The organism is Paracoccus sp. MC1862 (assembly GCF_016617715.1).
Lineage (GTDB): Bacteria > Pseudomonadota > Alphaproteobacteria > Rhodobacterales > Rhodobacteraceae > Paracoccus.
The window spans coordinates 1,053,689-1,079,648 of record NZ_CP067225.1 but is presented as its reverse complement, the minus strand read 5'-3'; the positions used below and the strand labels follow the sequence as shown (position 1 = coordinate 1,079,648).

Here is a 25,960-nt window from a genome sequence, read left to right as displayed (position 1 = left end):
GCCGGAAGAACCCGTTGAACCTATGCCGGTTGCGGCACCGCAGGCTTAGCGGGCGCCGAGAGGTTCCAGCATATCATCGGTTGCGTCAGGACCGCCATGCCGTCGCGGCTGCGGATGTTGTCCCGCCAGGCGCGGGCAAGGGCGGCATGGTTGCGGGCGGCGATTTCGGCGCGTTCCGGCATCATCCGGGCCAGGTATCCGACGAAGTCATCCAGCCCGGCGAAGCGGCTTTCCTGCGCCCAGCGCCGCATCTCGCGCAGGATCAGGCGGCGTTCCCGGATCAGCCTCTCGATGGCTTGCCGCGCTGCCGCGCGGATGCGGGTCTCATCCTCTACGGGCTGCATGATGCGGAAGAAGCTGCCTTGGCCGAGCGGCTCGATCACCACCAGCCGGCCACCCGGACGCAGGGTCGCGGCGGCTTGCAGCAATGCGGCAGGCATGGCCTTTCCGGGGATGTGGTGCAGCGAGTTGACGAAGATCGCGGCGTCGAAGCCCGCATGCCCGGCCGGAAGGTCTTCGGCGCGGGCGCAGAGGAACCGGGCCGAGGGCGCACGCTGCGCCGCGCGAGCCGCCGCCTCGGGCGAGGGCTCGACCCCCGTGACCCGGAAGCCGCGCCGGGACAAGGCGCGGGCGATCCCGCCCTCGCCGCAACCGAGGTCGAGGATATCTCTTGCCCCTACAGCCTGCAGCGCGTCGGTGAGGACGGACACCGCGTCAGTCTGTCCGGCGGGAAGGGCCGCAGGATCGTCGCGTCTTGCCGAACGGGTCATGGCTCCTCCGGGCTTGCAAGACAGCTGACCATGAGAAAAGCAAGACATCAAATAGATGATTGCTTCCTTGCGTATATGCTTTCGTTATGGACGAAAGGTCGAAGCCTTATTGGACAGGCAGGCTCTCGGTCGTGGATAATGCAGGCATCCGAGGCCGAGTTGGAGTGAGACTGCATGACCATCACGCGCGAACTGGCGGAATATGCGGCGGGGCTGAAAAGCGAGGCGATCCCTGCCGAGGTGACCGATCGCGCGCTCGCCCTGCTGACCGATCTTGCCGGCTCAGCCATCCGCGCCGCCCATGATGCGGAATCCAGCCCCGCCATCCTGGCCATGCTGGAGCGGCTTGGCATGACGGGTGAGGGGCCGTGTTCGGTCTTCGGGATGTCGCGGCGCTTCGGCGCAGGGGCAGCGGCGCTGCTGAACGGCGCATTTGGTCATTCGCTCGATTTCGACGACACCCATGCTGACACTTCGCTGCACCCAAGCGCCCCGGTCGTTCCCGCGGCGCTTGCAATGGCCGAGCTGACCGACGCCTCGGGGCCGCAGATGCTGGCCGCGATCGTCGTCGGCTTCGAGGTCTGCTGCCGCATCGGCATGGCGCTGGACCCGACCGCCCATTACGCCCGCGGCTTTCACCCGACCGCCACTGCCGGCACCTTCGGCGCCGCCGCTGCGGCCGGGCGCCTGCTGGGACTGGACGCGGCGGCAATGGAATCGGCCTTCGGGGTGGCGGCCAGCCAAGCCTCCGGCTCGTTGCAGTTCCTTGAGAACGGGGCCTGGAACAAGCGCTACCAGGTGGGCGAGGCAGCGATGAAGGGGCTGATGGCCGCCACTCTCGCGGCCGAGGGGTTCCACGGCTCACGGGATGCGCTGGAAGGCAGGCACGGCTTTTTCAAGGGCTACAGCGACGGCGTCGTGGCCGAGCGCGCGACGGCCGGACTGGGCACGATCTGGGAAACCATGCGGATCGGCGTGAAGCCCTATCCGGCCTGCCGCTATACCCATGCGGCGGTGGACGGCCTTCTGCACCTGCGGCAGGCGCATGGCTGGACCGCCGAGGAGGTTTCCCGCATCAGCATCGGCCTGCATCGCAACGGCATCGCGCTGGTCGGCGCGCCGCTGGACGAAAAGCGCCGTGCCCGCACGATCGTCGAGGGGCAGTTCTCGATGCCCTATGCCGCCGCCGTCGCCCTGCTGCGCGGCGGGTTCGGCTGGGATGATTATGACCTGCTGGGCGATGCGGAGGCCGAGGCGCTGGCCAATCGCGTGAATGTCTGGAACGACTTTTCGCTGGAAGGGCTGCGCCATCCCTTCGGCGCGACGCTGAAGGTCGAGGCGCGGGGACAAACGCACGAGCTGCGCATTCCAGACCCTTCGGGCGAACCCGACACCTTTCCCGACTCGCAGGCCTTGGCGCAGAAGTTCACCGCGCTGACCCGGCCTGTTTCTAACAGCCGCGACCGGGACTGGTTGTCGCGGCTGGGCGGGCTGCGCGAGGCCGCTTCCGTTCGCCAGCTGATGTCCTGACGCCTTCCCGGGCCAGAGCCTGGTTCCACCCGTTCGGATCAGGCGGCGCCAAGGAAGCTGAAGGGCCACGCGGCCCGCCGGCTTCCGCGCAGGGCAGGGGCGTCACCCGTGCCGCACCGGGATCGGAACATATTCGAACCCATCGCCTTCGCGCCGGATGTGGCCCAGACCGGGGAAGGGGAAGTGGTAGCCGATCAGCGGCAACTGCTCGCTGGCGGCCATGTCGAACAGCTTGATCCTGGTCTCTGCGGCCTGGTTCGGGTCGGTGTCATAGGCGAAGGCCCATCCGGGATTCTCGAACAGCAGCGCATAGTGGTGGACCACGTCACCGACGTTGAGGAAGGACTGGTCCCCAGAGGTTATCAAGTAGGAGGTATGACCGACCGTGTGGCCAGGCGTGCTGATCGCCGTGACGCTGGGCAACACCTCCGCCCGGTCGGTGACGAAGGTCATCCGGTCACGATAGGGCAACAGGTTCTCTCGCGCGGCTTGGACGAACGCCGGCAGAGAGCCCTGACCCGACAGCTTCGCTTCGTCGGTCCAGTAGTCGAAATCCGCCTGTGACATGTGGAGTTGCGCGTTGGGGAAGTTGAGCGTTCCGTCGTCCGCGACAAGGCCCGAGCAGTGATCGATATGAGCATGGGTCAGGACAATGTCGTCCACCTGGCCGGGCTCGATCCCGGCAGCGGACAGGTTGCGCAGCAGCCTCCCGGACTGGTCGCCGAACATGGCATCGCTGCCCATGCCGCTGTCGAGAAGCACCACCCGCTCGCCGATGTTAAGCACTAGGCAGTTCTGTTCCAGCATCATCGGGCTGACTGGCAGGAACTCGTCCCGCAGGATGCCGGCTATGGCATCGGGAGAGGCGGCCGGAAACTGGTCGTTCGCGGACCCGAGGTTCAGCAATCCGTCCGAAATAATCGTCGCCTCGATGTCGCCGATGGGAAAGCGATACCAGCCGGGAATTGTCGTGCCGATCTGCGGCGCACGCGCCAGGGTCGCGCCCGGTAACAAGGCGCTGGCGGCGAGGCCGCCCGTAGTTGCCAGAAAGTGCCGACGGTTGAACTTCGCCATGATCTTTCCTCCATGTTGCCTGTCGTCCGCAGGCACGGGCCAGCCTAGGAGCAGAGCCAGAGGATCGACAAGGAGCGACTTGTTATATTACCGTGCATGAATGGCTATGGTCAGTAGAAGCTCTGGCGATAGGACCGGGCCCTTAACAGTCCCCCGGACCGTTTCCTGATCCTCCTCCCTCCCCGGGGGATCCAGGCTCGACAGAGGCCGTTCCGGCGCCGGCCGCGGCGATCCGGTCGCGCAGCGCGGTGGCCACGAACGCCGGGCCGTTGTCCGGCCGGACAGGGCCGGGCACGCCGCGGAGGAGGAACCGGTCCGGCAGCACGTCGATGACAGCCGGCGCGTTCGGCTTGCGGCTGAGCCGGAGCGCCAGGGATTCCCGGGCGAACCCGCCGATCAGGTCGCGCATGCGGAACTTCCCGCCGTCATGGGTCCGGGCCGCGACGAAGTCGCAAGACCGGACGTGGTCTGGACGCGCTGGCCGCAGACGGAGGCACGATCCGTCGTCGCGCCGGAGCCGCGCCTTCCCCGGTTGCGGCGCAGGCGCCGTCAGCCCCCCGCCGCCGTCGACGCAGGCCTCGCCCCCGCGCCGCGCGTCACGTTCCCCGTCCGGCCGGCATGCCCGAGCAGGGCCGGGATCCGCCGCTGGCCGCAGCGCCCCTGCCGGGCGGCAAGCGCAACGATGCCGGCAGTCAGCGCCTCTTCATCGGCCCGTCCGCGCGGCACCTTCCGGCTCGGGTCGAGCGAGGCGGGCCGGGCACGCGGCAGGCGAGGCGCGCCGAGACACGGAACTCCTGCCGGACCTGCCCGATGCAGGCACGGCGACGCGCGGGGCCTGGAAGTTGCCCGAGGCGTTCGGCCACAGGCCTCACCACGCAGGATCAGCTTCTCCGGCGTCAGGCCGGAGACGGCCTTCCGCAGCCGCCCGTTCTCCTTCTCCCGCTCCTTCAGGCGTTTGACCCGATCGCCCTGCAGCCCGCCGAACTCCTTGCGCCACCGGGAGCAGGTCAACTGCGCCACGCCGATCGAGCGCACCGCCCCGGCCACCGACCGGCCCCGCGACACCAACACGCCGACCTGCCGGAGCCTGGCCACGATCTCCTCGGGTTCGTGCTTCTTCCGCGACATTCCGCCGGCCTCCATCCGGCTCGAAAGCCTGCTTCAGGGAGGACCACTCTTCAGGGGGCGGACCAGTTCTCGACCTTGATTGCAAGAACGAAAAAGACGGCAGTGCATGTTTGCGCGAAAAGGAAGCGGAACATGGTAACTTGCCGCAAACCGTTTCTGTCAAGTCGCCTTTCGGCGGGCTTCATTATTACTTCAACATGCCGGATTTTGCCGTCCGAAATTTTGAAGGCAAGATTGGCACGGGGTCGATATAAGGGGCAACGGCGGGATGGTCATCGCACCGCCGTCCAAAAAACCGGACGGGTCCGCCTATGAGTGGGTGAACCCCATGTTCAGCCTGTCCATCGCTGACGCCCTCGGCTGGCTGCTTGACCTGTTGAAGAACCACGAAGCGTCAAGGAACGCTCGCACCCATGTGGAGCGGCGCGCAGAGTGACCTGCCATCACGGCTAAGGGTATGGAGCGCCAGATAGAGACTGTGGCGCGCAAGATGGCAACAGCGGCAGCTGGCGAGCGGAACACCACGTTGAACGGGCGAGCCTTCTGGTTGGGGCAGGCAGTGGCGGGCGAATGGATGGATGAAGCCACAGTTCGTGCCGCGCTGGACGCCGGGCTTGAACCGGGAGAGGTCGAGGCGACAATTTCGAGCGGGCTTGAGGCGTGGGCGAAGACGCCGCGACCGACAACCGTACCGCCCAAATTCGAGTATGGCTACGATGCGTTAGCGCGCTGGCTTGGCAGCGAGGGCTGCAAAAAGGCCGCGAGTTTCTTTCCTACACCTTAGAGCCGTGGCTTCTTGGCATCGAAGGCGCATTGCGCCCGTGCCCTATTCAACGACAATGAGGGCGGAAATCACGTTATCCGGTTCGACCGCGACGACCTGACGCGCGCCGATCTTTCAACCCGCGCGACCGTCATCAATTCGCTGATTGCAAGCCGCACGATCAATCCGAACGAAGGCCGGTCATGGCTTGGCCTGCCCCCGCGAGAAGGCGGCGACGAATTCTTCAATCCAAATATCCAAACTGGCAATGCTAACCCGCCGCCCGGAAAGGGGGACGACGATAAAACGGGCCGTTAAGAAACTGCGCAATCCGCCCCTGCCATGGGCTGAGCTTAGGGGGATTCTGAAATACGATCCCCTGACCGGCGAACTAACATGAGCTAAGAATCGCCAGAACGTCATTGCCGGAACCGCCGCCGGTCATCTGACAAGCGCAGGTCGCGTGAAAGTCGGGATTCTGGGTTATCACTGGTGGGCCGAAGATATTGCGTGGTTCTTGTTCACGCGCGAATGAACCGAGAATAGGCCGGTTTTTCTGGATGGTGATTATACCAACCTTCGCTTTGACCACCTGCACGTCCAAGGCTTCGTGCCCGCGTATCTGAGGGAGAGCGTATAATGCAATTGCAGGAAATCAAAGCTTTCAGCCAATCGCAGGAGGTTGGCCGGATTTTTGAACTGCATGATCCCGTCACAGGGGAACCGACCGGCATTCGCCTGCGCATCGTCGGCCCTGACAGCGCCACGCAAGCCCGCGCCCGGCTGGCGATGGCCGATGCCCTTGCCGAGGCCGCCGACGCGCCCGGCCGGGTTGCTGCCGCTGACCGGGAGCGCATCCGCTTGGACGCCCTTGCAGCCTGCGTCTTGGGGCTGGACACGACCGAAGGGGGCCAGCCAGTGCCCTTCACCCACGCAGCCGTGTTGCGGCTGCTGAGGGCCGCGCCATGGGTGCGCGATCAGGTTGACGCCTTCGCGTAGGACCGCGCTGCGTTCCGCGCGCCCCCGCCCTGCCGAGATAGCCATGCAGCGCCCACGGAAGGGGGTAGGACGCCCACAATGCCCGCGCCGACCAGGGGATTGCCGTCATGAATGCTCAAGCCGATCAGGGGACCGCGTAATGGACCGCAGCATCATCGAAACAAAAGTGCTGACTGACGATACTGGCGCGATAACCGCGATGGCGTGGCCGTTCGGTTCGCCTGATCGTTTGGGCGACGTAATCCGCAAGGGTGCATTCGCTAACACGAAACTGCCGCTGCCCACGCTTTTCGGCCACGATCCCAACGACCCGGTTGGGGTTTGAGAAGTTGCCGGAGAAGAGGATGGCCTGCATTTGAAGGGTCGTATTTTAATCAACGATCTGCCCCGCGCCCGTGAGGTTCGCGCGCTGGTTCAGGCTGGTGCAGTGCGCGGAATTTCCATCGGCTTCGTCACTATTAAGGCAGATCAGCGGATTCCCTAAGGCCGCAATATCGCGGCGCTGGATTTGATGGAAGCTTTCCTTGTAACAATAGGATGAACGCGATTCCTCAAGCCGCCCGAAAGGCGGTTGCGCCCGCGCTTATGAAATCCGCCGAAGAGATTGCAACAATGCAAAAAGCGATGGTTCCGATTGCGAGCGGCGATCTTAAAAACAGTATAGCGTTAATGCCGCCCGGCCAATCGACCCCCGCTTATTCCACACCCGGAGGGCGCTTCGCCGTGCCGGAACTGACCGCAGCCGTTACGGCGGGGAACGCTGATGTGCGCTATCCTCACTTGGTCGAGTTTGGAGAGCGCGGCCATGTGATCGGCGGGGGCTGGCATCCCGGTGCCCCTGCGCAGCCCTATTTTTGGTAGGAAGCAGGGGACTCGGTCGAAGAAATCTTCGCCATGTGTGTCGCCGCGTCCGAGGCGACGCGGGCGGATCGCTTCAATAGCGATAGCCGAAGGCTACGCGAAGACATTGAGCGGATCGTCGGGAAACCTAATCCGATCTTTGGGGATGCTACCGCTGAAGATGGCCACAGACTGTGGGAGGGAACTGCCAGCGTCAACGGGCGGCGTATCATGTCGCGCAAGAACTGCATCGTTATGGAGAGCCGTGCGGAGGCTCTAAGGCTACCGCGCCTCGCCGGAGCTATCGCTAACGTAGTTTGCCGCGCGGAGAAACGGGACACCCACGTTTACGCACACGCCGCCGGACTTCTGTCAATGAGCGCTTTGGCCTCGCCGCTTTACGTCTTGCAACCTCATCCGGGCGAACTTGTCAGCCTTAGCATTTATGCCTTGGTCATTGGTCCGACCGCATCAGGGAAGGAAGGCGTCAGAACCGCAATCTGCTTGGCTCTAGAAGCTGCCGGTCGTGGCGACGAGTTCCTTTACAACATTCCTTCCATGCCCGCCTCGCACGAGCATTTGGCTATTCCGACCGAAGCGCAGGCTTCAGGCGTGGTGGCGCTGGCAATAGATGAAGCTGGCCTTAATCTTAAGACGATCAACAGCACGGCCAACGGTCATCAACAACAGTTACTCAAGGGTCTAATGTCGATATTCGGGCAGGGCTTCAGAAAGCTAACCGAGCATAAAGTCCGCGACAAGAGCCAGCGCATTGCCACTGTCGAGAGGCCCCGCGCCACAGTCCTTTGGACTTCGACCCCCGGCGCGTTCATTGACGCCATCAGTGCGAAGGACAGCGAGAGCGGGCAGCTAAACCGCTTTGGGAAATGGTGGCTTCCTAACATGCCACCGCTGCGAAAGCAGCGGGTAGAGCGGTCACTGATGCAGGGACAGTTCCCTCCCCACCAGGCTCAATGCGCCAAGTTTAAGCATGAGGCTACGGCGGAGTATCTGGGACAGCGTATGCCCGACCGGATTATTACGACAACGCCGGAAGCGTTGGCTCTTATGGATGCTTTCGAGCATTACGTCGAGGATGAGCACATTCAAGGTCAGCCTGCCCGCAACCAGGAGAGTTGGGGATAAGTGGTTGAGTATCTGAAGAAATATTCTGGGCTGATTGCGCTGGCAGATAATCCAGATAATCTGCAACGCGAGGCGAAGCACGTTGACCTTGCCCGGCAGATCGTGCTGGCCACATTCGGGGCGACTTCGGAAGTGGCAGACCGCAGCGAAACCAAGAACGTGAAGCCGGATTCATGGGAGAAAGTGCTGGCCTGCGTTGCCAAGAACAAGGACGCGGAAGGCTGGGCTTCCGAGCGAATGGTTAAGCTGGATGCGCTGCAAAACTACACTGGCAACCGCGACGACCTCATCAAAGACATGATTACTCGGGCGTGTTGGAAAGGGCCGATGTGGGTCGAACGAGAAAGAAATCCATGTTGTGGATCGTGCCAGAGGATGAACGGGAGATATGAAGTAATATGAAGTAAAGATTAAGTAATTAAAAATAATCAATAAATAGCTAAATATAATAGATATGAAGTAATGAAGCCCCCTCCCGTCTTATTGTGTCAGTTGGGGTAAGGGGCTACTTGAGTATGTCAGCAAAGCCTGTTGGTCTCTTTCCTGATCATGCGAGAAGCCTGCGGAATGCCGGGAGATATCCCTCCCGCCGGGCGATGAGCCAGCGGGCATAGCCGTCGAGATTCCGGGTCGCCGGACCTCGGAACGGCTTGAGAAACTCCTTCCACCTCGCGTGGAGCGAGTTGATGGTGTTCAGGTGGTAGGTTGCCGGCGTGCGGAAGCTCCTGCGCCCGCCAACGAGCATCCAGTAGCCCAGGCCGGCGGCGGTGGCGATTGCCTGATATTGCGGCGCGCCGTCGGATAGCAGCAAGGCATCCGGCGCCACCTGGGGCAGGAGTGCCGCGGCGATCGTCGGTTGCCGGGTGTCGGGAATGTAGGTGAGGTTCGCGCGGCCGCTCCGGTCTGCGACCCCCAGAACAGGCTTGAGGAAACGCCGGACGATCGCCTGCGGCGGACCCTGCCGGCCGTAGTCGCGCCAGCGTTGGCGGGGCGGTTGCGGGTGGAGGTTGGGCGCTCTGTGAGGGCGCACCCATTCCCGGCTGCCTTTGCGGCTCTCGCGCTGAAAGGTCTCGTCGGCTTCCACGATTCCTTGGAATACCTCGACCGGGGCGCTTGGCAGCGCGGATAGCACCCGCATGCGCCAGCGCCAGACAGTATCGCGCGAGATCCCGAGCTTCCTGGCCAGCTTGCGGCAGGAGAGCGGAGCATCGCCGAACATGTCCCTGACCGCCTCAAGAAGCAGATCCGGACGATGGACGCCCGCGGCTGGGGTCCCTGTCAGGCCGCTCCAAGTCCGCTTGCAGTCCTTGCAGCGCCAGCGCTGCTCGCCACGTTCGGTGCGGCCCCACTTGCGGCGGTCATCGCCGCCACACCAGGGGCAAGCGCGATCCACTGCCGCTCCGTCGATCTCGACACGGGCTTCGGCATGCTGCCGGGCCTCCTTCAGCGCCCTTTCGGCCTCGGCGATCTGGTTGGGTGCAAGTCTCTTGATCTGATCGAGCAGCCGATCCAGCTTGCTTCGACGCTTAGGATGGTTCGGCACGGCTGCGCTCCTCCGATGACAGGGACGAGCAATGTTAGCGGATCATGCCAGCCGCGAAGCCTCACCAACAGATTTTGCTGACATGCCCGGCTACTTCATATACTTCATTAATTCATATCTTTTAGATTGAAAGGATTTGAATCCACTGCAGCATTGACCCCGTTGCCCTTTTGGAATTCATCGAATTAGGGGTGAATTAACGCGCGTTTCTATTCATGTTTTTCGTAAGTTCCGGCTAATGGGATTGGCGGAATACGAGATCAACATGAGAATGGGAAATGGGGCCAACGCCTAGTTCTTTGGGGGGACGGCACACGCGGGGGGAGTTATCTCGCCTCTCGCCCGTCGCGGCTGGGGGGGGCTGCTGGCATGAGCTTCACCCCTCCTTGGCTGACCGGAACCGACGCGCAGCTTGCCACGCGGTTCTTAAAGACGCTGCAAATCCCTGAAGGCCCGAAGGCCGGTCAACCGCTGACGCTGGTTCCGTTTCAGGAGCAGTTTGTGAACGGCGTATTGGCGGCGGAGATCAACGTGGCCTGCCTGTCCATCGGACGCGGCAACGCCAAGACCGCGCTATCGGCGGGGATCGCCCGCGGCTCGCTGATGGGGGTGTGGGACAAGCAGCCCCGCCGGGACATCCTGCTCGCCGCCCGCAGCCGGGATCAGGCCGCTATTGCGTGGAACTTCGTCGCAGGGTTCGCGCAATCGCTGCCCGAGGAAGAACGGGCCCAGCTCCAGTTCCGCTGCGCCCCGCGCCTTGAGATCGAATACAAGGGCGAAGGCGGGCCGCACATCCTTCGCGCCATCAGCGCGGACGGCAAGACGGCGCTTGGCTCGGTCCCGACGCTGGTTCTGATGGACGAGCGCGGGCATTGGCCGCTCGACAAGGGCGATGATCTGGAACACGCGCTGCTGTCCGGTCTGGGCAAGCGGGGCGGCAAGGGCCTGCTCATCTCGACCTCAGCCAGCACCGACACCCACACCTTCAGCCAATGGCTCGATAACCCGCAGCCCGGCGTTTACATCCAGGAACACCGGCCCCCGCCAAGCCTCCATGTGGACGATCTGCCATCGCTGGAGGTCGCCAACCCCGGCGCGGACCACGGCATCGGGTCGAGCCTTGAATGGCTGCAAGGGCAGGCGCGGCGGGCGAACGCGCGGGGCGGGTCCACGCTCACGAGCTTCCGCCTCTACAACCGCAATGAGCGGGTCAGCGGCGAGGCGCGGGACGTGCTGCTGACCGCCGACGAATGGCTGAACTGCGAAGCGGCGGACCTGCCGCCGCGTTCGGGGGAGTGCATCGTCGGGATCGACCTTGGCGGCTCCGCGTCCATGTCGGCTGCGGCCTATTACTGGCCTGCCACCGGGCGGCTGGAAGCCCTCGTCACTTTTCCCTGCAATCCCGGCCTTGCGGATCGCGGCGCTGCCAACGGCGTGTCGGGCCGATACATCGAGATGGAGAACCGGGGCGAGTTGAACACGATGGGCGACAAGACCGTGCCCGTCGCCCTGTGGCTCAAGGAGATCATGGGTCAGGTCGAGGGCGAGAACGTCTCCGCCCTGACCGCCGACCGTTACAAGCAATCGGAACTCGCCGAGGCGCTGGACCGCGCCGGGGTCCGCTTCCCGGTCGTCTGGCGTGGTCAGGGCTTCCGCGACGGCGGCGAGGATTGCGAACGCTTCCGCCGCGCGGCCTACGATGGAAAGGTCAAGTCGCGCCCGTCGCTGCTGCTGCGCTCGGCTTTCGCTGATGCCGTGGTGCTGCGTGATCCTGCGAACAACCTGAAGCTGGCGAAAGCCCGGTCCACGGGGCGCATCGACGCCGTTGCCGCGACCGTGCTTGCCGTCGCCGAGGGCGCGCGGTGCATGGGGCGTCCTTCTCGCAATGCGAGCGCCGCGACATGGGCGTGACGCATCCCCGCTATTCGCGCGCCATTCTGCGAACCGAACGCTGGAAAGCCGTTCGGCTGCTGGCGAAACGCCGCGACGAATGGAAATGCGTTTCTTGCGGGTCCGTGGATCGGCTGGAGGTCGATCATATCCGCCCGGTTAGGAATGCGCCCGAAAGGGCTTTTGATCTGACCAATCTGCAAACGCTCTGCTCGGCCTGCCATTCGCGCATGACGCGGATTGAGGTCGGCATGGGCACACCCAATCCCGCCCGTGGGGCGTGGAAATCTGCCGTGCGGGATATGATGCCGGCGAAGCATAACACAGGAGACAGGAATGCTTGACAGTGTGAAGATCGCGCGGCGGCAATCGGAAATCCGCCAACAACTGGCCGGGATCGTCGGAAAGGAAAACCCCTCCGATGAAGAAATCCGTTCGATGGAGGCGCTCGATGCCGAATATCGGTCGAATGAAACGCGCTACCGTGCGGCGCTGATCGCCGAAGACACCGAGCGCCGCAATGCGGGCGACGAACTGGAAACGCGCTCGGGGCGCGAATGGGCTGATATGGTCGCGGGCTTCGAGCTTCGGCAGGTCGTCGCGGCGCTGGAAGAAGGCCGCAGCCTTTCCGGGCAGACGGCCGAGATCGTGCAGGAGATGCGCTCGCACGGCGGCTACCGGGGCATCCCCGTGCCGCTGGCCGCGCTGGAACAGCGGGAGTTGGTCGCGGGCACCACGACGAGCGGCGACGTGCCGTAGCCCGTCACCATCCGCCCGCTGATCGACCGTATCTTCCCGGCGTCGGTCGCGTCCCGTCTGGGCGGCGAGGTCATCAACATCACGCAAGGCGCGGTCGCCATCCCGGTCGCCACGGCGGGCGCGATTGCGGGCTGGGCACCGACCGAAGGCGCGAACGTGCCGGGGCCGCAGCCCTTCGACTTCGCGGAGCGGATGCTGGAACCCGACCATACGCTCGGCGTCCACATGCGGATCACCCGCAAGGCGCTGAAGCAGGCGGGCGACGGGCTGGAACAGGCGATCCGGCGCGACATGAACGCAGCGGTGCAGACCGAACTTGACCGGGCAATCCTGATGGGCAGCGGCGCGAACGGCCAGCCCCTCGGCATCCTGCCGGGGTCGGGCAGCTACGGCATCCCCGTCACTCCTATGGGCGCGGGCGCGAGCTGGGCCGCGTTCCGGGCGGCGTCGTGTCGCGCTCATGGACGGGAACTTCGTCAAGTCGCCGGGCGACATCCGCATGGGCTTCAACCCGGAAATCTGGGCGGAGCTGAACGACGCGCTGATTGCGGGCACCGCCGTGTCGCAATGGGACCGGCTGGTGAAGCACATCCCGGCCAGCCAAATCGCGCTGGCCCCGACGCTGCCCGAGGGTGCCGCAGTCCTGACGACCAACACGGGCGGCATCGCGCCGTTCTATGTCGGCATCTGGGGCGGCATGGACCTGATCAGCGATCCCTACTCGGACGCGCAATCGGGCACCCTGCGGCTGACCGCGCTGCTGACCGCCGACGTGACCGTGGCGCGGGGGTCGCAACTGGCGATCCTGACCGGGCTGATGGGTGCGTGATGCTCTGGGGCGGTCACGAGGGCGGGCTTGAAGTCCGCAAGCGGGCATCCGGCGCCTTCGCGCTTCATGGCCGCTTTCCCTACAACAAGGCTGCCGTCCTGACGGACGGTGGCCGCACCGGGCGTCCCCGCAAGGAGGTCATCGCTTCGCGGGCGTTCGAGTATCGGGTGAAAGATCCGAAGGAGGATATTCATTTGCTGGTCGGCCATGATTACGGCCAGCCGCTCGCCAGCAAATCGGCGGGCACGCTGCGGCTGAAAGACGCCGACGACGCGCTGACGATGGAAGCCGACATTACCCCAGAAATGCAGGAAGTGTCGTGGGTCAAGGTTTTCCTTGCCGTGCTGTTCGCGGGGTTGATCGCCGGGCTTTCGCCGGGCTTTCGAATTCTACCCGAACGCGCGGTGCCGGATGCGGAAAAGGTCGAGGAAGAAGACCCCTCGCTCGGCACGGCGATCATTCGGACGATCTTTGCGGCGCTGCTTTACGAAATGAGCGTGGTCACGCGCCCGGCTTATCCCGAAACCCAGAGTGAGGCGCGGAACTGGACGCCTACGGATGGCGGCTGCTATTGCCCGAGCCGCCCCGTGTGGGTCTGAACCGCAGCCTGAACTGTTGAAGGGCGTAAGTGGCTGAAACAATGCGGACGATTGAGGCCCTTCCCGAAAGCTGGCCCGTCATTCCCGAAACCGCGCTGATCCAAGTCCATGATTCCAACGGCCAGCCGGTCGCCATTGGGGATCAATCGTGGGTCTGGCAGCGGATCAAAAGCTATTGCGCCCATCGCCGGACGCCCCGCGAAGTGACATGGCTGGTGCAGGGCGACGGGATTTGGACGCCGCCGCTCTGGCCCGCGACGATTACCAAGGTCGAGCATTGGTCGAGCGATTGGGCTTCGCGTGTTGTGGACCTCTCGCCTTGGGGCGGGATCGTGCTGCGCGGCGATGCTCACAGGATCACGGCCCTCGTCGGGGCTGACAATCCGGCTCCGCCTGCGGTCATCAAGGCTGCGGCGCGGCTGACGAACTACCTGATGCAGCAAATCGACGCGCAAGACTCCGACTTCTGGGCCACGTCCATGCGCTGGATCGTCACGCCCGAGATGAAGGACGGCGAAACGGCCCCCGGCCACAAGACGCAGGAAAGCTATACGCGCCCGGCCGATTGCATCGCCAAGGCGCTGCAAAACTCGGGCGCGGCCGATCTGCTCCGCCCGCATCGGAGGGCGAACTGATGGGCATCCTTGATCTGTTCAAACGCCGCGAACCCGTGATCGAGAAGCGGGCTGCGGCGATGGGCTACACGGCCGATCTGATCGCCGCACGGGCCGAATGGCTGGCGGGCACGTCGCGGGTCGCGGAACTGACCTCGACCGTTCAAAGCTGCGTCAGCCTGTGGAAGGGGCCTTCGCGCTTGCCGACGTGGAGGGCACCCGACTGCTCACGCGCAAGACACTGGCCATGTTCGCCCGCGCCGTCGCGTTGCGGGGCGAAGCCATGTTCCTGATCCACGAGGATCGGCTGTTGCCGGTCAGCGATTGGGACTTGTCCACCCGCGACGGCGCCCCGCGCCTATCGCGTCACCATCAGCGAGGCGGGCGGCGGGCGCTCGGAGACGGTGCTGGCAGGCGAGGTCTTGCACGTCGCGGTCGGAAGCAGCCCCGTAACGCCCTGGGCGGGATCGCCCTCGCTCCACAGGGCGAGCCTGTCGGCAGGGGTGTTGCAGGCGGTCGAAGGTGCGCTGGCGGAAGTCTATCGGGACGCGCCCATCGGCTCGCAAATCGTGCCCTTCCCCGAAAGCGGCGAGAATGACATGGCCGCGCTGTCCCGCAGCTTCACAGGGCGGCGAGGGCGCGTCCTGCTCCGCGAATCCGTGAACGTGACGGCAGCGGGCGGGCCAGCCCCCGCGCAGAACTGGAATCCCGCCAGCATGATGCCCGACATTCAGGGCATGATGCCGCTGGAATCGCTGCAAGCGGCCCGCGCGGGCGCGCTGACGGCCTTCGGCGTCCTGCCGGCGCTCTTTGTGGACGCGGCGCAAGGGACGCTGGTGCGCGAAGCGCAGCGCCATCTGTGCCAGTGGACGTTGCAGCCCCTCGCCGAGCTGCTCGGCGAGGAAGTGACCGAGAAGCTCGGCGTGCCGGTGATGATTGACACGCTCCGCCCCGTGCAGGCCTTTGACGTGGGCGGCAGGGCGCGGGCGCTCGGGGCCATCGTGGACGCAATGGCGCGGGGCAAGAAAGCGGGCCTTTCGCCGCAGGAGTTGGGCGCAGCGCTCACGCAAGTGAATTGGGGGCCAAACGATGGGGCCGCTTGACGCTAACCGCGTTTTTCTCGCGCTCCAGCGCGTCTTCGCGTTCGCGCTGTCCATACAAGTCAACGCGCGAGCATCGCGGCAAGTGACGCGCACAGCGGGGTGACGCTATGTGCAGACGCCCGCCCCGCTGACGTGCTGCTGATGCGCTTGGCGAATGATCTTGGTTGAGGCTGGACGCGCCTCGGGCCCTGGGTATCAGCCCAAAGCGTCCCCGTTAGTCGGACAGTGGGCAAACGCCGACAGGACGCGCCTGGGTGTTCTCCCCCGGCGCGGCGTCGGGGACCGGGGGAGTCGGACCCTCGGCCCCATCATTTTGCACTATGCAGGTTTGTTGATGGGTGCTTGCAACAGCGTTTTATTTTTAGCAGAAAAATCAAAACACTAAAAGAAAGAATGGCGGAGAGGGTGGGATTCGAACCCACGGAACCCGTGAAGGCTCAACGGTTTTCGAGACCGCCCCGTTCGACCACTCCGGCACCTCTCCGCGCTTTGGTGTGGTGAGGGCGGCATTTAGACGGGCAGGGGTTGAAGCGCAAGGGCTTTCGCGGAAAAATCCATGCCTCGGGCCAAGCGGCCGCGTCAGGGAACCAGCAGCGATGATCCGATCCGCATCCTTCGTCCTGACCGGCCTTGTCCTGGCCGCCTGCCTCGGCATCGCCGCGCCGCTGCCTGTCCTGGCGCAGCCGCGGCCCGGCGTCGAACTCGGTCCGCCCCCGGCCTTCCAGCCGGTGAATGCGGCGCGAATCTCGGCGGCGATGCAGGTGGACCTGCTGGCCGACGTGCTGGCGGCGGAAATCGCCGGGGCAGGCGATCCCTTCCAGCCGGACGCCGGGCCGGGGAGCGGCCTGGACGAGGGATGGGCCGCCATTGTGAACCGCATCGCGCCGCCGTCCCGCATTAGGAACCGTATGCGGGAAGGCATCGCCAGCGGCGTCGCGGAACTGCGGGACCCGGCCGAGCGTGCCGCCGTCGCCGAGGCCCTGGGCTTCTGGGAAAGTGGCTTCGGCCGCCGCGTCATCCTGCTGGAAATCGGCGCGCGGCGGGCGATCTCTGCGCCCGATATCGAGGCGACCGCCCGGGATGCCTTTGCCGGCGCCGCGGCCCGCAACCATCCGCGTACCGCCCAGGTCCGTGCCCTGATCGAGGCCGCCGATCTGGTGGAGCCTGCCGTAGCAGCCTCGCTGAACATCGCGCTGTCGACCCTGCGCGGTGCACAGGAGGCGGCGGACAACGTCGATCCTTCGATCATCGAGGATGCATGGGCGCAGGAAGCCGAGATTCGCGCCGACCAGACCGGCTGGATCGAGGCGCTGGTCTTCATGGCCAGTGCGCCCTTGTCGGATGCCGAGATGGCGGTGCTGATCCGGGCGGCGGGATCGCCCGGCAACCGCCGTCTCAGCATAATCCTCAACGAGGCGGCTAGCGCCACCTTTGCCGAGATCGCGCGCGACCTGGGCCGCGCCTCGGGCCTGCGCCAGATGGGCGAGCGGCTGTGAGCGGACGGCTGCTTCTGGTGGGGCCGCTGGCCGATCCGCGGATGATGACGGCGCTGAGGCTGGCGCCTGACGGCGCGCCCGTGATGCTGACGGGCAGGCTGACAGGCGGGGCGCGCGCGGGCATCGCGCCGGACGGCTGGCCGGGTTGGGACAGGGGAGCCGATGGCAGGATGTCTGCGCAGCCTGTCCGGCCGACGCCGCAGCTTGACCGCTATGCCGAGATCATGGACCTGCAGGGGATCGACGCGCCCGAAGGCAGGGTAATCGGCGCGGCTGCGGGGGTGCGGGCGGATGACGGCGCCTTTCGCGCCGAACTCGCCGTGCAGGTCGCGGCCGATCTGCTGGCGCGGGACCCGGGCCAGCCTGCAGCAGAGATCCGGGCGCGGTTGCCGATGATCGCCTTGTGGGCCGCCTCGCGCTTGCGAGCGGCGGCCGAGCGGGGGGCTGCGCTGCCCCCCGGCCCCAAGGGCGACGACCGGCTGCGGATCCAATCCCGCAGCGAGCCTTATGGCAGGTATTTCTTGGTCGAATCGCTGCGGCTGACGCATCGGCTGCATCGCGGCGGCTGGTCCGACCCGCTGGAGCGCGCAGTGTTCGTGTCGGGCGATGCCGTGGGACCCCATGCGCGACCGCGTGCTGGTGGTGGACCAGTTCAGGGCCGGTCCGGCGGCGCGCGGCGACGGCCAGCCCTGGATCTACGAACCCGTCGCGGGGCGCATCGATGCCGGCGAAACGCCCGAATCCACCGCGCTGCGCGAGGCCGTGGAAGAGGCCGGACTGACGCTTGAAAGGCTGATCCCGGCGCCTGCCTTCTATCCCTCGCCGGGTGTCGCGGCCGAGTTCATCTATGGCTTCATCGGCATTGCCGAGCTGCCGGATGACGCGGCCACCGTCTCGGGCCTGCCATCGGAAGGCGAGGACATCCGCGGCCATGTGATCCCCCGCGACGAGTTCATGCGGATGGCCCTCGACGGGCGGATCGTCAGCGGGCCGCTGCTGATCCTCGCGCTCTGGCTCGACCGCCGGGCGGACGAGTTGCGGCAGGGGCCCGCGCCCGGCTGAACCCTGCGCGAGCCGGGTTGCCCGCCCCGGTTGCTGCTGGTTTAACGGGCGCGACAAGGAAAGGCCCCGTTCATGCGCAACTGTCCCGACCTGGCCGCCACGATCGGCCATACCCCCCTGATCCGTCTGAATCGCGCGTCAGAGGAAACCGGCTGCGAGATCTGGGGCAAGGCCGAGTTCATGAATCCCGGCCAGTCGGTCAAGGACCGCGCGGCGCTGTATATCATCCAGGACGCGGTGGCGAAGGGCGAGTTGCGTCCCGGCGGCACGGTGGTGGAAGGGACGGCGGGCAACACCGGCATCGGGCTGGCGCTGGTCGGCGCGTCGATGGGCTTCAGGTCGGTGATCGTGATTCCCGAAACGCAGAGTCAGGAAAAGAAGGACATGCTGCGGCTGGCCGGCGCCGAGCTGGTCGAGGTTCCGGCGGTGCCCTACAAGGACCCCAACAACTACGTCCGCTATTCGGGACGGCTGGCCGAGGCGCTGGCCAAGACGCTGCCGGGTGGGGCGGTCTGGGCCAACCAGTTCGACAACACCGCGAACCGTCAGGCGCATCTGGAAACCACCGCGCCCGAAATCTGGGAACAAACGCAGGGCAAGGTGGACGGCTTCATCTGCTCGGTCGGCTCGGGCGGGACCCTGGCGGGGGTGGCGATGGCGCTGCAGGACAAGGGCGTGAAGATCGGCCTTGCCGACCCCGAAGGCTCGGCTCTTTATTCCTGGTATACCGATGGCGAGCTGAGCGCGCCCGGAAACTCGATCACCGAAGGGATCGGGCAGGGGCGGATCACCGCCAACCTCGAAGGCATCACCACCGACTTCAACTGCCGCGTGCCGGATACCGAGGCGCTGCCGGTCCTTTACGACCTGCTGGAGCATGAGGGCCTGTGCCTTGGCGGCTCGTCCGGGATCAACGTCGCGGGCGCGATCCGCATGGCGCGCGAGATGGGACCGGGCAAGACCATCGTCACCATCCTCTGCGACGTGGGGACGCGCTACCAGACCAAGCTGTGGAACCCCATCTTCCTGCGCGGCAAGGGCCTGCCGGTCCCGCATTGGCTGGAACGCGGCGCATCCGACCTGCCGGACGTGATCGAGGTTTGACCGCGATGCGCGATGGCCTGCGTCCCGCCGCGCCCCGGCGGCTGGCGGCGTTTGCGGCAATGCTGGCCGCCGTGCTGTGGCTGGCGCTGGCCGCGGGCGCCATGGCGCAGGGGGCCGAGGAGCCCGACTATGCCGCTTGGGACCGGCTGGCGAACCGCAGCGAGCAGCTTGTCGAGACGCCCGAGGCCACGGCCGACGGCCTTGCCACCCTGCGGGCCGAGGTCGTCGGCTGGCGCGACCGCTTTTCTCAGGCGCAGTCGATCAACGCCCCCCGCATCGCCACCCTGCGCGAACAGATCGCCGCCCTCGGCCCCGCGCCGGCCGAGGGCGAGACCGAGGCCGAGGACATCGCCGCCCGCCGCCAGGAACTGAACGCGCAGCTTTCCGGGTTGCAGGCGCCGGGCCAGCGCGCCTTGGAAGCCTACAGCCGCGCCGACAGTCTTGTCCGCGCCATCGACGAAGAGGCGCGGAAGCGGCAGACCAACGCGCTGCTGCGGCTCAGCCCCTCGCCGCTGCTGCCGGGAAGCTGGGCGGCGGCTGCGAACGAGGGGATGCAGGTCGTCCGCGGCATCGTTCAGGACGTGCGCGACCGCACCTATGGCGCCGCCGGCGAGGCGGTGGTCCGGCGGTTGCCGCTGGTCGGCCTTTACCTGCTGGCGGCGCTGGGACTGCTGATCTTCGGGCGGCGCTGGGTGGACCGGCTGCCCTTGCGGCTGTCGTCGCGGGCCAGCGACTATGCCCGCGACGCGGTGGTATTCGTCGTCTCGCTGGGCCAGATCGCGATCCCCACGGTCGGCGCCTATCTGCTGATCCGCGCCGTGGACACGACGGGCCTTGTCGGCCCCTGGGGGCGGCCGATCCTGACGGCGCTGCCCACGGCCGCGCTGATCGTCTTTGCCGGACGCTGGCTGGGGCGGCAATTCTTCCCGCTGAAAACCGACCCGCCGATCTGCTACCCGGTCGAAAAACGGCAGCAGGCAAGGGTCCTGACCACGCTGCTTGCCATCGCCGCGGGGCTGCATCACGTCGTCGCGCAGGCGCTGCTGCCGCTGTCGGGCCTGAGATCCGGCGCCGCGAGCCGTCGCATCCCGATGGAGTTCAGCGAGGCCGCCGCAGCCGTCTGGTACCTGCCGCTCCTTCTTCTAGGGGCGCTGGCGCTTTATCGGCTGGGCCATATCCTGCACAGGGCGAACGCCTATACGGTGCCGGGCACGCCCGGCTACCGCAACCGGATTATCGCCGTCCTCGGCAATCTGGCGCGGCTTGCCGCCGTTGTGGCGCCGCTGGCGCTGCTGGCCGGCCTTGTCACCATGTCCAACGCGCTTCTGTGGCCGATGGCGATGACGGTCGGGCTGGTCACGCTGGTGATCCTGCTGCAGGATTTTGCAACCGACCTCTGGGTTCTTGTCCGCCGCAACCGGGACGGCTCGCGAAACGACCTGACGCCGGTGCTGATCGGCTACGGGCTGGTGCTGCTGTCGCTTCCGGTCCTGGCGCTGATCTGGGGCGCGCGCAGCACCGAACTGGGAGAGTTCTGGACGCAATTGCGGCAGGGCATCTCGCTGGGCGGGGTGCGGCTGTCGCCAGGCGCGATCCTCACCTTCATCCTCGTCTTCGGCTTGGGCTACATGCTGACCGGGGTCGTGCAGGGCGTGGTCCGCACCTCGATCCTGCCGCGCACGCGGCTGGACGAGGGCGCGAAGAACGCGGCCGTGTCGGGACTGGGCTATGTGGGGATCGTGCTGGCCGCCCTGATCGCGATCAGCGCGGCCGGCATCGACATGTCCAGCTTCGCCATCGTCGCCGGTGCCCTGTCGGTCGGCATCGGCTTCGGCCTGCAGAACATCGTGTCGAACTTCGTTTCGGGCATCATCCTGCTGGTGGAACGCCCCGTGGCGGTGGGCGACTGGATCCAGGTCGGCGCCTCGCAGGGCTATGTGCGGCGGATCTCGGTCCGCTCGACCCGCATCCAGACCTTCGACCGCACCGACATCGTGGTGCCGAACTCGGACCTCATCTCGAAAGAGGTCACCAACTGGACGCGCGGCAACCTGCAGGGCCGCATCATCGTCGCGGTGAACGTGGCTTACGGGGCCGACACCCGCCGGGTGTCGAAGATCCTGATGGAGATCGCCGAGGACCAGCCCACCGTCCTGATCAACCCCGCGCCCTCGGTCCTGTTCACCGGCTTCGCCAACGAGGGCATGACCTTCGAGATCCGGGCCATCATCTCGGACATCAACCAGGGCATGGGCGTTTCCACCGAGATCCGCCACCAGATCGTGGAACGCTTCCGTGCCGAATGCATCGCCATCCCCTTCACCGTGCGCGACTTCTACAACGAGGAAGGCGCGGTCCTGTCCCAGGCCGTCGCCATCACGGGCAAGAGCCTCGACGCCGCCGAGGAGCCTGCGGACGAGCAGGGCCTGCTGAGAACCGCCGCGATCAGCCACCCGGACCGCCTGAATGCCGGCGGCGGTTCCGAGGGCCTTGATCCCCGCATCGCCAGCGCCTCGTCCGGCGGGATGGAGGATGCAGGCGACAGCAGCGGGCCGGATCAGCGGTAAACGTTCCGTCTCCGGCGCCCTTGGGCTGGCCGCGGAGACGGATACGAGACCAGCGGGCTGGACGGCCGCTTTCCAAAAGGAAAACGCCGCGCTTTCAGCAAGCGCGGCGTTTCCTCATGGGGGGAGGCCTCAGGCTTCGGCTTCGGTCTCGATTTCCGGCCCTCCATTCTCGTCACCCTGATCGGCGACACGCGCGACGGTCACCACCTCTTCGCCCTCGGCTGCGTTCAGGACGCGCACGCCGCCGGCGGAACGGGAACGGAAGCTGATCCCCTCGACCGGCACCCGGATCGACTGCCCGGTCGAGGTTGCCAGCATGATCTGGTCGTCCAGTTCCACCGGGAAGCTTGCCACCAGCGGCCCGCCACGCATGGCCCGGTCCATCGCCATCACGCCCTGGCCGCCGCGGCCCCTCACCGGATAGTCATGCGCCGAGGACAGCTTGCCGTAGCCGCGCGCGGTGATGGTCAGGATCAGGTCCTCATGTGCGCTCATCTCGGCATAGCGTTCGGATGACAGCGCGGCCTCGGCCACGCTCTCGTCCTCGTCCGGCTCGGCCCCGTCGTCCAGCGCGCCCTCGACGGCGCGGCGCATCTTGATATAGGCCGCGCGTTCCTCGGGTGAAGCCTCGAAGTGGCGGATGATCGACATGGACACCACGCGGTCGCCCGTCGCCAGCCGGATGCCGCGCACGCCGGTCGAATCGCGGCCCTTGAAGATGCGGACGTCCGTGGTCGGGAAGCGGATCGCCCGGCCCATGGCCGTGACCAGCATCACGTCGTCATCCTCGTCCGCGATGCGGACGTTCACGAGGCTGACGCCCTCGGGCAGCTTCATCGCGATCTTGCCGTTGCGCATGATGTTGGTGAAATCCGACAGCGCGTTGCGGCGCACGTCGCCGTCCGAGGTGGCGAAGATCACCTGCAGTGAGTCCCATTCCTTCTCGGGCACGTCCACCGGCATCAGCGCCGCAATCGAGGTGCCGCCGTCGATCGGCAGGATGTTGACCAGCGCCTTGCCCCGCGCGGTTCGCCCGCCCAAGGGCAGCCGCCAAGTCTTCAGCCGATAGACCATCCCCTGGGTGGTGAAGAACAGCAGTTCCGTATGCGTGTTCGCCACGAACAGGGTCGTCACCACGTCGTCTTCCTTGGTCCCCATCGAGGACAGGCCCTTGCCGCCGCGCCGCTGGCTGCGGAACTCGGTCAGCGCCGTGCGCTTGACATAGCCGCCCGAGGTGATGGTGACGACCATGTCCTCGCGCTCGATCAGGTCCTCATCTTCCAGATCGCCCGCCCATTCGACGATCTCGGTCCGGCGGGGGACCGCGAACAGCTCGCGCACCTCGCGCAGCTCGTCGCTGATGATGCCCAGCACCCGCTGGCGGCTGGCGAGGATCGCCAGATAGTCGCGGATCGCATCGGCCAGCGCCTTGAGTTCGTTCGTGACCTCCTGCACCCCAAGCTGGGTCAGCCGCTGCAGCCGCAGATCAAGGATCGCGCGGGCCTGCGTGTCGGACAGGTTGTAGGTGCCGTCCTCGTTCACCGGATGCAGCGGATCGTCGATCAGCCGCAGGTATTCGAGGATCTCATGCGCTGGCCAGCGCCGTTCCATCAGCCGGTCGCGGGCCTCGGCCGCGTCCTTCGAGCCGCGGATCGTCGCCACGACCTCGTCCACGTTCGACACGGCGACCGCCAGACCGCAGAGGATATGGCTGCGTTCCCGCGCCTTCCGCAGTTCAAACGCCGTGCGGCGGGCGACGACCTCCTCGCGGAAGGACAGGAAATAAGTCAGGAAGTCGCGCAGGGTCAGTTGTTCCGGCCGGCCGCCGTTCAGCGCCAGCATGTTGGCGCCGAAGGTCGATTGCATCGGGGTGAAGCGGAACAATTGGTTCAGCACGACCTCGGCCGTGGCATCGCGCTTGAGTTCGATGACGACGCGGACGCCCTGACGGTCGGATTCGTCCTGGACAAGGGCGATTCCCTCGATCTTCTTTTCCTTGGCCAGATCGGCGATGCGCTCGATCAGCGTGGACTTGTTCACCTGATAGGGCACGTCGTCGAGGATGATCGCCTCGCGCCCCGCCCGCACGGTCTCGATCCGGGTGCGGGCGCGCAGGATGATGGACCCGCGGCCTTCCAGATAGGCCTTGCGGATGCCGGAACGACCGAGGATCACGCCGCCGGTGGGAAAGTCAGGACCGGGCACGATCTCCATCAGCCGCTCGGTCGGCAGGTCTGGGTTTTCGATCAGCGCAAGGGTGGCGTCGATCACCTCGCCCAGGTTGTGGGGCGGGATGTTGGTCGCCATGCCGACGGCGATGCCGCCCGCGCCATTGACCAGCATGTTGGGAAAACGCGCGGGCAGGACGGTGGGTTCACGGTCCTTGCCGTCGTAGTTGTCCTGAAAATCGACGGTTTCCTTGTCGATGTCCATCAGCAGCCAGTTGGACGCCTTGGCCAGACGCGCCTCGGTATAGCGCATCGCCGCCGGCGGGTCGCCGTCCATGGACCCGAAGTTGCCCTGGCCGTCCAGCAGCGGCAGGGACATGGAAAAGTCCTGCGCCATCCGCACCAGCGCGTCATAGATCGAGGCGTCGCCATGCGGGTGGTATTTCCCCATCACGTCACCCACGGGCCGGGCCGACTTGCGATAAGGCTTGTCGAATGTGTTGTTCGTCTCGTCCATCGCGAAGAGGATGCGACGGTGGACCGGCTTCAGCCCGTCGCGCAGGTCGGGGATCGCACGGCTGACGATGACCGACATGGCGTAATCGAGATAGGCCGTCCGCATCTCGGTCGCAATGTCGATGGTCGGGCCGTCGTGGAACATCACGGCGCGCGCAGGCGTCTCGGAGCCCTCGGCATCGTCGTCGGTCGGAAGGTCGTCTTCGGGGGTGTCGGCCAAGGGGTTCGCCTCAATGTCTCGTTGCTTGTGGATGTAACATCCACCGCCCCTTGTTTCAACGCTTCAGCCCTTCGAAACGGCGAGATTTCAGCGGTTTGAGCGGCGAAGCGCCATCGCCCAGACCACCACCAGAACGGCAGACAGGATGGCGTTCCAGGCCGCCATGGTCAGGCCGAGGAAATGCCAGTTCGGCTCGTCGCAGCGGACCACGGGCGCGCCCTGGATGCGGGCCAGCAGCTCCTGCGGAGTGACCGCCGACAGATCGCCCAAGCCCCCTGAACAGGCGGACGGACCCGCCCACCATGCCTGTTCCACGCCGACGTGGTGGATGGCGAAAGCTGTCGCCAGAACCGCCGCGACCAGCCCGAGGGCGGCCCAGGCCCGTCGGAACCCCGTCGCGGCGATGGCCACGGCGATTACGGCCGCCGCAAGATGCGGCCAGCGTTGCAGGATGCACAACTCGCAGGGGGCATAGCCGATGCTCTGGAAGAACAGGGCGGCGGCCAGCATGGCAGCCGAGCCGCCGCCGGCCAGCAGGGCGAGGGCGCGGGGGGAAAGGCGCATCATCCGCCCGCCCCCGTCAATGTGGTCGCCAGGTGACAACGCGGTAGAGATAGACCAGCACGACCGTCACCACGACGACCTTGGACAAGGGGTCGATAAAATCGGCGACACGGTGATAGTTGGCCTCCAGCGCCATCCCTGCGGCGGTCAGCACCAGCGTCCACAGAAGGCTGCCGGCGACCGTGAAGGCGAGGAAGCGGCCGAAGGGCATCCGCGCCACGCCCGCCGGGACGGAAATCAGCGTGCGGACCGCCGGGATCATCCGCCCGATCAGGACCGCCGCGCCGCCGTGGCGGTCGAACCACGCCTGCGCCCGGTCGATGTCCGAAGGGGCCAGCGTCAGCAGCCGGCCGTAACGCGCCGACCAGCGTTTCAGGCGCGGCGCGCCGATCCACAGGCCGATGAAATACCAGAAGCTCGTGCCCATCACCGAGCCCAAGGTGCCGACCAGCACCGTCGGCAGGAAGGACAGCTTGCCCGCGGCCGCCAGATAGCCCGCCAGCGGCATGATGACCTCGGAAGGGATCGGCGGGAACAGGTTCTCCGCCAGCATCAGGAAGAAGACCCCGGGATAGCCCCAGCCCTCGATCACCGACAGAACCCACTCGAACATCCGACCCTCGCGCGCTTCGCCACGGTTCAGACGTCCGTAACGACGTTTCCTTTCCAAGTCTTG

At 66.0% G+C, this 25,960-nt stretch carries 28 protein-coding genes, 1 tRNA gene and 3 pseudogenes; 23 read left to right on the top strand and 9 right to left on the bottom strand.

Translation table 11 applies throughout. From position 1 onward, the window contains the following. Nucleotides 1-20 precede the first annotated feature (20 nt). A complete protein-coding gene (locus JGR78_RS05420) occupies nucleotides 21-710 on the bottom strand; it encodes a bifunctional 2-polyprenyl-6-hydroxyphenol methylase/3-demethylubiquinol 3-O-methyltransferase UbiG (protein WP_200559451.1) in 690 nt (229 codons plus the stop codon). 234 nt (nucleotides 711-944) lie between these two features. Here JGR78_RS05420 and JGR78_RS05415 point away from each other — a divergent pair, with 234 nt between their 5' ends. Further along, nucleotides 945-2,300 carry an MmgE/PrpD family protein gene (locus JGR78_RS05415; protein ID WP_182805962.1) on the top strand — a complete coding sequence of 452 codons (1,356 nt, stop codon included), beginning with the start codon at nucleotides 945-947 and terminating at the stop codon, nucleotides 2,298-2,300. A 102-nt stretch (nucleotides 2,301-2,402) separates the two neighbouring features. Here the strand turns inward: JGR78_RS05415 and JGR78_RS05410 are convergent, their stop codons facing one another. Further along, on the bottom strand, nucleotides 2,403-3,374 hold the full coding sequence (locus JGR78_RS05410) for an MBL fold metallo-hydrolase (RefSeq protein WP_182793610.1): 972 nt from the start codon (nucleotides 3,372-3,374) through the stop codon (nucleotides 2,403-2,405). A 172-nt stretch (nucleotides 3,375-3,546) separates the two neighbouring features. Next, a pseudogene (locus JGR78_RS18045) lies at nucleotides 3,547-4,502 on the bottom strand (transposase); the annotation flags it as partial. Nucleotides 4,503-4,570: 68 nt separating this feature from the next. Between JGR78_RS18045 and JGR78_RS18585 the strand changes: the two are divergent. The 10 genes and pseudogenes from JGR78_RS18585 to JGR78_RS05360 form a co-directional block, all read left to right on the top strand. Then, nucleotides 4,571-4,756, top strand: a pseudogene (locus JGR78_RS18585) (bifunctional DNA primase/polymerase); the annotation flags it as partial. Beyond that, complete coding sequence (locus tag JGR78_RS18580) at nucleotides 4,753-4,938, top strand: bifunctional DNA primase/polymerase (protein ID WP_256435057.1); 186 nt, start codon at nucleotides 4,753-4,755, stop codon at nucleotides 4,936-4,938. The pseudogene JGR78_RS18585 and the gene JGR78_RS18580, both read left to right, overlap by 4 nt. 21 nt (nucleotides 4,939-4,959) lie before the next feature. Next, nucleotides 4,960-5,286 (top strand): hypothetical protein, encoded by a 327-nt coding sequence (locus JGR78_RS18035; protein ID WP_234450869.1) that lies wholly within the window; start codon nucleotides 4,960-4,962, stop codon nucleotides 5,284-5,286. A gap of 12 nt (nucleotides 5,287-5,298) precedes the next feature. After that, nucleotides 5,299-5,583: a hypothetical protein gene (locus JGR78_RS05385; protein WP_234450868.1), complete on the top strand. Its 285-nt coding sequence runs from the start codon at nucleotides 5,299-5,301 to the stop codon at nucleotides 5,581-5,583. A gap of 321 nt (nucleotides 5,584-5,904) precedes the next feature. After that, the gene (locus tag JGR78_RS05380; protein WP_182793849.1) at nucleotides 5,905-6,264 is read left to right on the top strand and encodes a hypothetical protein; all 360 of its coding nucleotides are present in this window, start codon (nucleotides 5,905-5,907) and stop codon (nucleotides 6,262-6,264) included. 139 nt (nucleotides 6,265-6,403) lie between these two features. Then, nucleotides 6,404-6,589, top strand: coding sequence for an HK97 family phage prohead protease (locus JGR78_RS18030; RefSeq protein ID WP_234450867.1), 186 nt, complete (start codon nucleotides 6,404-6,406; stop codon nucleotides 6,587-6,589). Nucleotides 6,590-6,613: 24 nt separating this feature from the next. Next, nucleotides 6,614-6,748, top strand: a complete 135-nt coding sequence (locus JGR78_RS18025; RefSeq protein ID WP_255434997.1) for an HK97 family phage prohead protease — start codon at nucleotides 6,614-6,616, stop codon at nucleotides 6,746-6,748. Between the two features lie 53 nt (nucleotides 6,749-6,801). Continuing rightward, complete coding sequence (locus JGR78_RS05370) at nucleotides 6,802-7,125, top strand: HK97 gp10 family phage protein (RefSeq protein ID WP_182806218.1); 324 nt, start codon at nucleotides 6,802-6,804, stop codon at nucleotides 7,123-7,125. A gap of 354 nt (nucleotides 7,126-7,479) precedes the next feature. After that, nucleotides 7,480-8,250, top strand: a complete 771-nt coding sequence (locus JGR78_RS05365) for a hypothetical protein (protein WP_182806220.1) — start codon at nucleotides 7,480-7,482, stop codon at nucleotides 8,248-8,250. Next, entirely contained in the window at nucleotides 8,251-8,652 is a 402-nt protein-coding gene (locus tag JGR78_RS05360; protein WP_182793846.1) for a hypothetical protein, read from the top strand. It abuts the gene before it with no gap. Nucleotides 8,653-8,797: 145 nt separating this feature from the next. Here the strand turns inward: JGR78_RS05360 and JGR78_RS05355 are convergent, their stop codons facing one another. Beyond that, a complete protein-coding gene (locus tag JGR78_RS05355) occupies nucleotides 8,798-9,793 on the bottom strand; it encodes an IS1595 family transposase (protein WP_182806291.1) in 996 nt (331 codons plus the stop codon). A gap of 369 nt (nucleotides 9,794-10,162) precedes the next feature. Here JGR78_RS05355 and JGR78_RS05350 point away from each other — a divergent pair, with 369 nt between their 5' ends. The 7 genes and pseudogenes from JGR78_RS05350 to JGR78_RS05330 all read left to right on the top strand — a co-directional run bounded on the left by JGR78_RS05350 (nucleotide 10,163) and on the right by JGR78_RS05330 (nucleotide 14,505). Further along, entirely contained in the window at nucleotides 10,163-11,704 is a 1,542-nt protein-coding gene (locus tag JGR78_RS05350; protein WP_182793524.1) for a terminase TerL endonuclease subunit, read from the top strand. Further along, nucleotides 11,695-12,027, top strand: coding sequence for an HNH endonuclease (locus JGR78_RS05345; protein WP_182793525.1), 333 nt, complete (start codon nucleotides 11,695-11,697; stop codon nucleotides 12,025-12,027). Before JGR78_RS05350 ends, JGR78_RS05345 begins: the two co-directional genes overlap by 10 nt. A 4-nt stretch (nucleotides 12,028-12,031) precedes the next feature. Then, nucleotides 12,032-12,442: a hypothetical protein gene (locus tag JGR78_RS18575; protein WP_370576550.1), complete on the top strand. Its 411-nt coding sequence runs from the start codon at nucleotides 12,032-12,034 to the stop codon at nucleotides 12,440-12,442. A gap of 9 nt (nucleotides 12,443-12,451) precedes the next feature. Then, nucleotides 12,452-12,784, top strand: a pseudogene (locus JGR78_RS18570) (phage major capsid protein); the annotation flags it as partial. Between the two features lie 118 nt (nucleotides 12,785-12,902). Beyond that, the gene (locus JGR78_RS18565) at nucleotides 12,903-13,271 is read left to right on the top strand and encodes a hypothetical protein (RefSeq protein ID WP_370576483.1); all 369 of its coding nucleotides are present in this window, start codon (nucleotides 12,903-12,905) and stop codon (nucleotides 13,269-13,271) included. Next, a complete protein-coding gene (locus JGR78_RS05335; protein WP_182805919.1) occupies nucleotides 13,271-13,870 on the top strand; it encodes an HK97 family phage prohead protease in 600 nt (199 codons plus the stop codon). The genes JGR78_RS18565 and JGR78_RS05335 overlap by 1 nt, the downstream gene beginning before the upstream one ends. A gap of 41 nt (nucleotides 13,871-13,911) precedes the next feature. Next, nucleotides 13,912-14,505, top strand: a complete 594-nt coding sequence (locus tag JGR78_RS05330) for a hypothetical protein (protein WP_182805921.1) — start codon at nucleotides 13,912-13,914, stop codon at nucleotides 14,503-14,505. A 142-nt stretch (nucleotides 14,506-14,647) separates the two neighbouring features. Here JGR78_RS05330 and JGR78_RS18385 read toward each other — a convergent pair whose 3' ends face one another. Beyond that, the gene (locus JGR78_RS18385) at nucleotides 14,648-14,782 is read right to left on the bottom strand and encodes a hypothetical protein (RefSeq protein ID WP_255434978.1); all 135 of its coding nucleotides are present in this window, start codon (nucleotides 14,780-14,782) and stop codon (nucleotides 14,648-14,650) included. Between the two features lie 208 nt (nucleotides 14,783-14,990). Here JGR78_RS18385 and JGR78_RS18020 point away from each other — a divergent pair, with 208 nt between their 5' ends. Then, entirely contained in the window at nucleotides 14,991-15,587 is a 597-nt protein-coding gene (locus tag JGR78_RS18020) for a hypothetical protein (protein ID WP_234450865.1), read from the top strand. Between the two features lie 394 nt (nucleotides 15,588-15,981). On the opposite strand, the gene JGR78_RS05320 is transcribed toward JGR78_RS18020, so the two are convergent. Next, nucleotides 15,982-16,071: transfer RNA gene (locus JGR78_RS05320), tRNA-Ser, on the bottom strand. A 112-nt stretch (nucleotides 16,072-16,183) separates the two neighbouring features. Between JGR78_RS05320 and JGR78_RS05315 the strand changes: the two genes are divergently transcribed. From JGR78_RS05315 to JGR78_RS05300, 4 genes are all read left to right on the top strand, one after another. After that, nucleotides 16,184-17,083, top strand: coding sequence for a hypothetical protein (locus tag JGR78_RS05315; protein WP_182792445.1), 900 nt, complete (start codon nucleotides 16,184-16,186; stop codon nucleotides 17,081-17,083). A gap of 621 nt (nucleotides 17,084-17,704) precedes the next feature. Continuing rightward, nucleotides 17,705-18,145 carry an NUDIX domain-containing protein gene (locus JGR78_RS05310; protein WP_200559448.1) on the top strand — a complete coding sequence of 147 codons (441 nt, stop codon included), beginning with the start codon at nucleotides 17,705-17,707 and terminating at the stop codon, nucleotides 18,143-18,145. A gap of 72 nt (nucleotides 18,146-18,217) precedes the next feature. Further along, a complete protein-coding gene (locus JGR78_RS05305; protein ID WP_182805925.1) occupies nucleotides 18,218-19,249 on the top strand; it encodes a cysteine synthase A in 1,032 nt (343 codons plus the stop codon). A 5-nt stretch (nucleotides 19,250-19,254) separates the two neighbouring features. After that, on the top strand, nucleotides 19,255-21,816 hold the full coding sequence (locus JGR78_RS05300) for a mechanosensitive ion channel family protein (protein WP_182792447.1): 2,562 nt from the start codon (nucleotides 19,255-19,257) through the stop codon (nucleotides 21,814-21,816). 129 nt (nucleotides 21,817-21,945) lie between these two features. On the opposite strand, the gene gyrA is transcribed toward JGR78_RS05300, so the two are convergent. The 3 genes from gyrA to JGR78_RS05285 all read right to left on the bottom strand — a co-directional run bounded on the left by gyrA (nucleotide 21,946) and on the right by JGR78_RS05285 (nucleotide 25,897). Further along, the gene (gyrA, locus tag JGR78_RS05295) at nucleotides 21,946-24,720 is read right to left on the bottom strand and encodes a DNA gyrase subunit A (protein WP_182792448.1); all 2,775 of its coding nucleotides are present in this window, start codon (nucleotides 24,718-24,720) and stop codon (nucleotides 21,946-21,948) included. 87 nt (nucleotides 24,721-24,807) lie between these two features. Further along, complete coding sequence (locus JGR78_RS05290) at nucleotides 24,808-25,287, bottom strand: disulfide bond formation protein B (RefSeq protein ID WP_182792449.1); 480 nt, start codon at nucleotides 25,285-25,287, stop codon at nucleotides 24,808-24,810. Nucleotides 25,288-25,300: 13 nt separating this feature from the next. Beyond that, nucleotides 25,301-25,897: a DedA family protein gene (locus JGR78_RS05285; RefSeq protein ID WP_182792450.1), complete on the bottom strand. Its 597-nt coding sequence runs from the start codon at nucleotides 25,895-25,897 to the stop codon at nucleotides 25,301-25,303. Between the last annotated feature and the right edge of the window lie 63 nt (nucleotides 25,898-25,960).

What these genes read in the sequence shown, in the direction of transcription:
- JGR78_RS18035 (WP_234450869.1), top strand. Translation starts at nt 4,960, where the DNA reads ATGGAGCGCCAGATAGAGACTGTGGCGCGCAAGATGGCAACAGCGGCA.
- JGR78_RS05370 (WP_182806218.1), top strand. Translation starts at nt 6,802, where the DNA reads ATGAACGCGATTCCTCAAGCCGCCCGAAAGGCGGTTGCGCCCGCGCTT.
- JGR78_RS05335 (WP_182805919.1), top strand. Translation starts at nt 13,271, where the DNA reads ATGCTCTGGGGCGGTCACGAGGGCGGGCTTGAAGTCCGCAAGCGGGCA.
- JGR78_RS18030 (WP_234450867.1), top strand. Translation starts at nt 6,404, where the DNA reads ATGGACCGCAGCATCATCGAAACAAAAGTGCTGACTGACGATACTGGC.
- JGR78_RS05345 (WP_182793525.1), top strand. Translation starts at nt 11,695, where the DNA reads ATGGGCGTGACGCATCCCCGCTATTCGCGCGCCATTCTGCGAACCGAA.
- JGR78_RS05315 (WP_182792445.1), top strand. Translation starts at nt 16,184, where the DNA reads ATGATCCGATCCGCATCCTTCGTCCTGACCGGCCTTGTCCTGGCCGCC.
- JGR78_RS05285 (WP_182792450.1), bottom strand. Translation starts at nt 25,897, where the DNA reads ATGTTCGAGTGGGTTCTGTCGGTGATCGAGGGCTGGGGCTATCCCGGG.
- JGR78_RS05365 (WP_182806220.1), top strand. Translation starts at nt 7,480, where the DNA reads ATGAGCGCTTTGGCCTCGCCGCTTTACGTCTTGCAACCTCATCCGGGC.
- JGR78_RS05300 (WP_182792447.1), top strand. Translation starts at nt 19,255, where the DNA reads ATGCGCGATGGCCTGCGTCCCGCCGCGCCCCGGCGGCTGGCGGCGTTT.
- JGR78_RS05350 (WP_182793524.1), top strand. Translation starts at nt 10,163, where the DNA reads ATGAGCTTCACCCCTCCTTGGCTGACCGGAACCGACGCGCAGCTTGCC.
- JGR78_RS05410 (WP_182793610.1), bottom strand. Translation starts at nt 3,374, where the DNA reads ATGGCGAAGTTCAACCGTCGGCACTTTCTGGCAACTACGGGCGGCCTC.
- JGR78_RS05290 (WP_182792449.1), bottom strand. Translation starts at nt 25,287, where the DNA reads ATGATGCGCCTTTCCCCCCGCGCCCTCGCCCTGCTGGCCGGCGGCGGC.
- JGR78_RS05380 (WP_182793849.1), top strand. Translation starts at nt 5,905, where the DNA reads ATGCAATTGCAGGAAATCAAAGCTTTCAGCCAATCGCAGGAGGTTGGC.
- JGR78_RS18565 (WP_370576483.1), top strand. Translation starts at nt 12,903, where the DNA reads ATGGACGGGAACTTCGTCAAGTCGCCGGGCGACATCCGCATGGGCTTC.
- JGR78_RS05415 (WP_182805962.1), top strand. Translation starts at nt 945, where the DNA reads ATGACCATCACGCGCGAACTGGCGGAATATGCGGCGGGGCTGAAAAGC.
- JGR78_RS05330 (WP_182805921.1), top strand. Translation starts at nt 13,912, where the DNA reads ATGCGGACGATTGAGGCCCTTCCCGAAAGCTGGCCCGTCATTCCCGAA.
- JGR78_RS05305 (WP_182805925.1), top strand. Translation starts at nt 18,218, where the DNA reads ATGCGCAACTGTCCCGACCTGGCCGCCACGATCGGCCATACCCCCCTG.
- JGR78_RS05310 (WP_200559448.1), top strand. Translation starts at nt 17,705, where the DNA reads ATGCGCGACCGCGTGCTGGTGGTGGACCAGTTCAGGGCCGGTCCGGCG.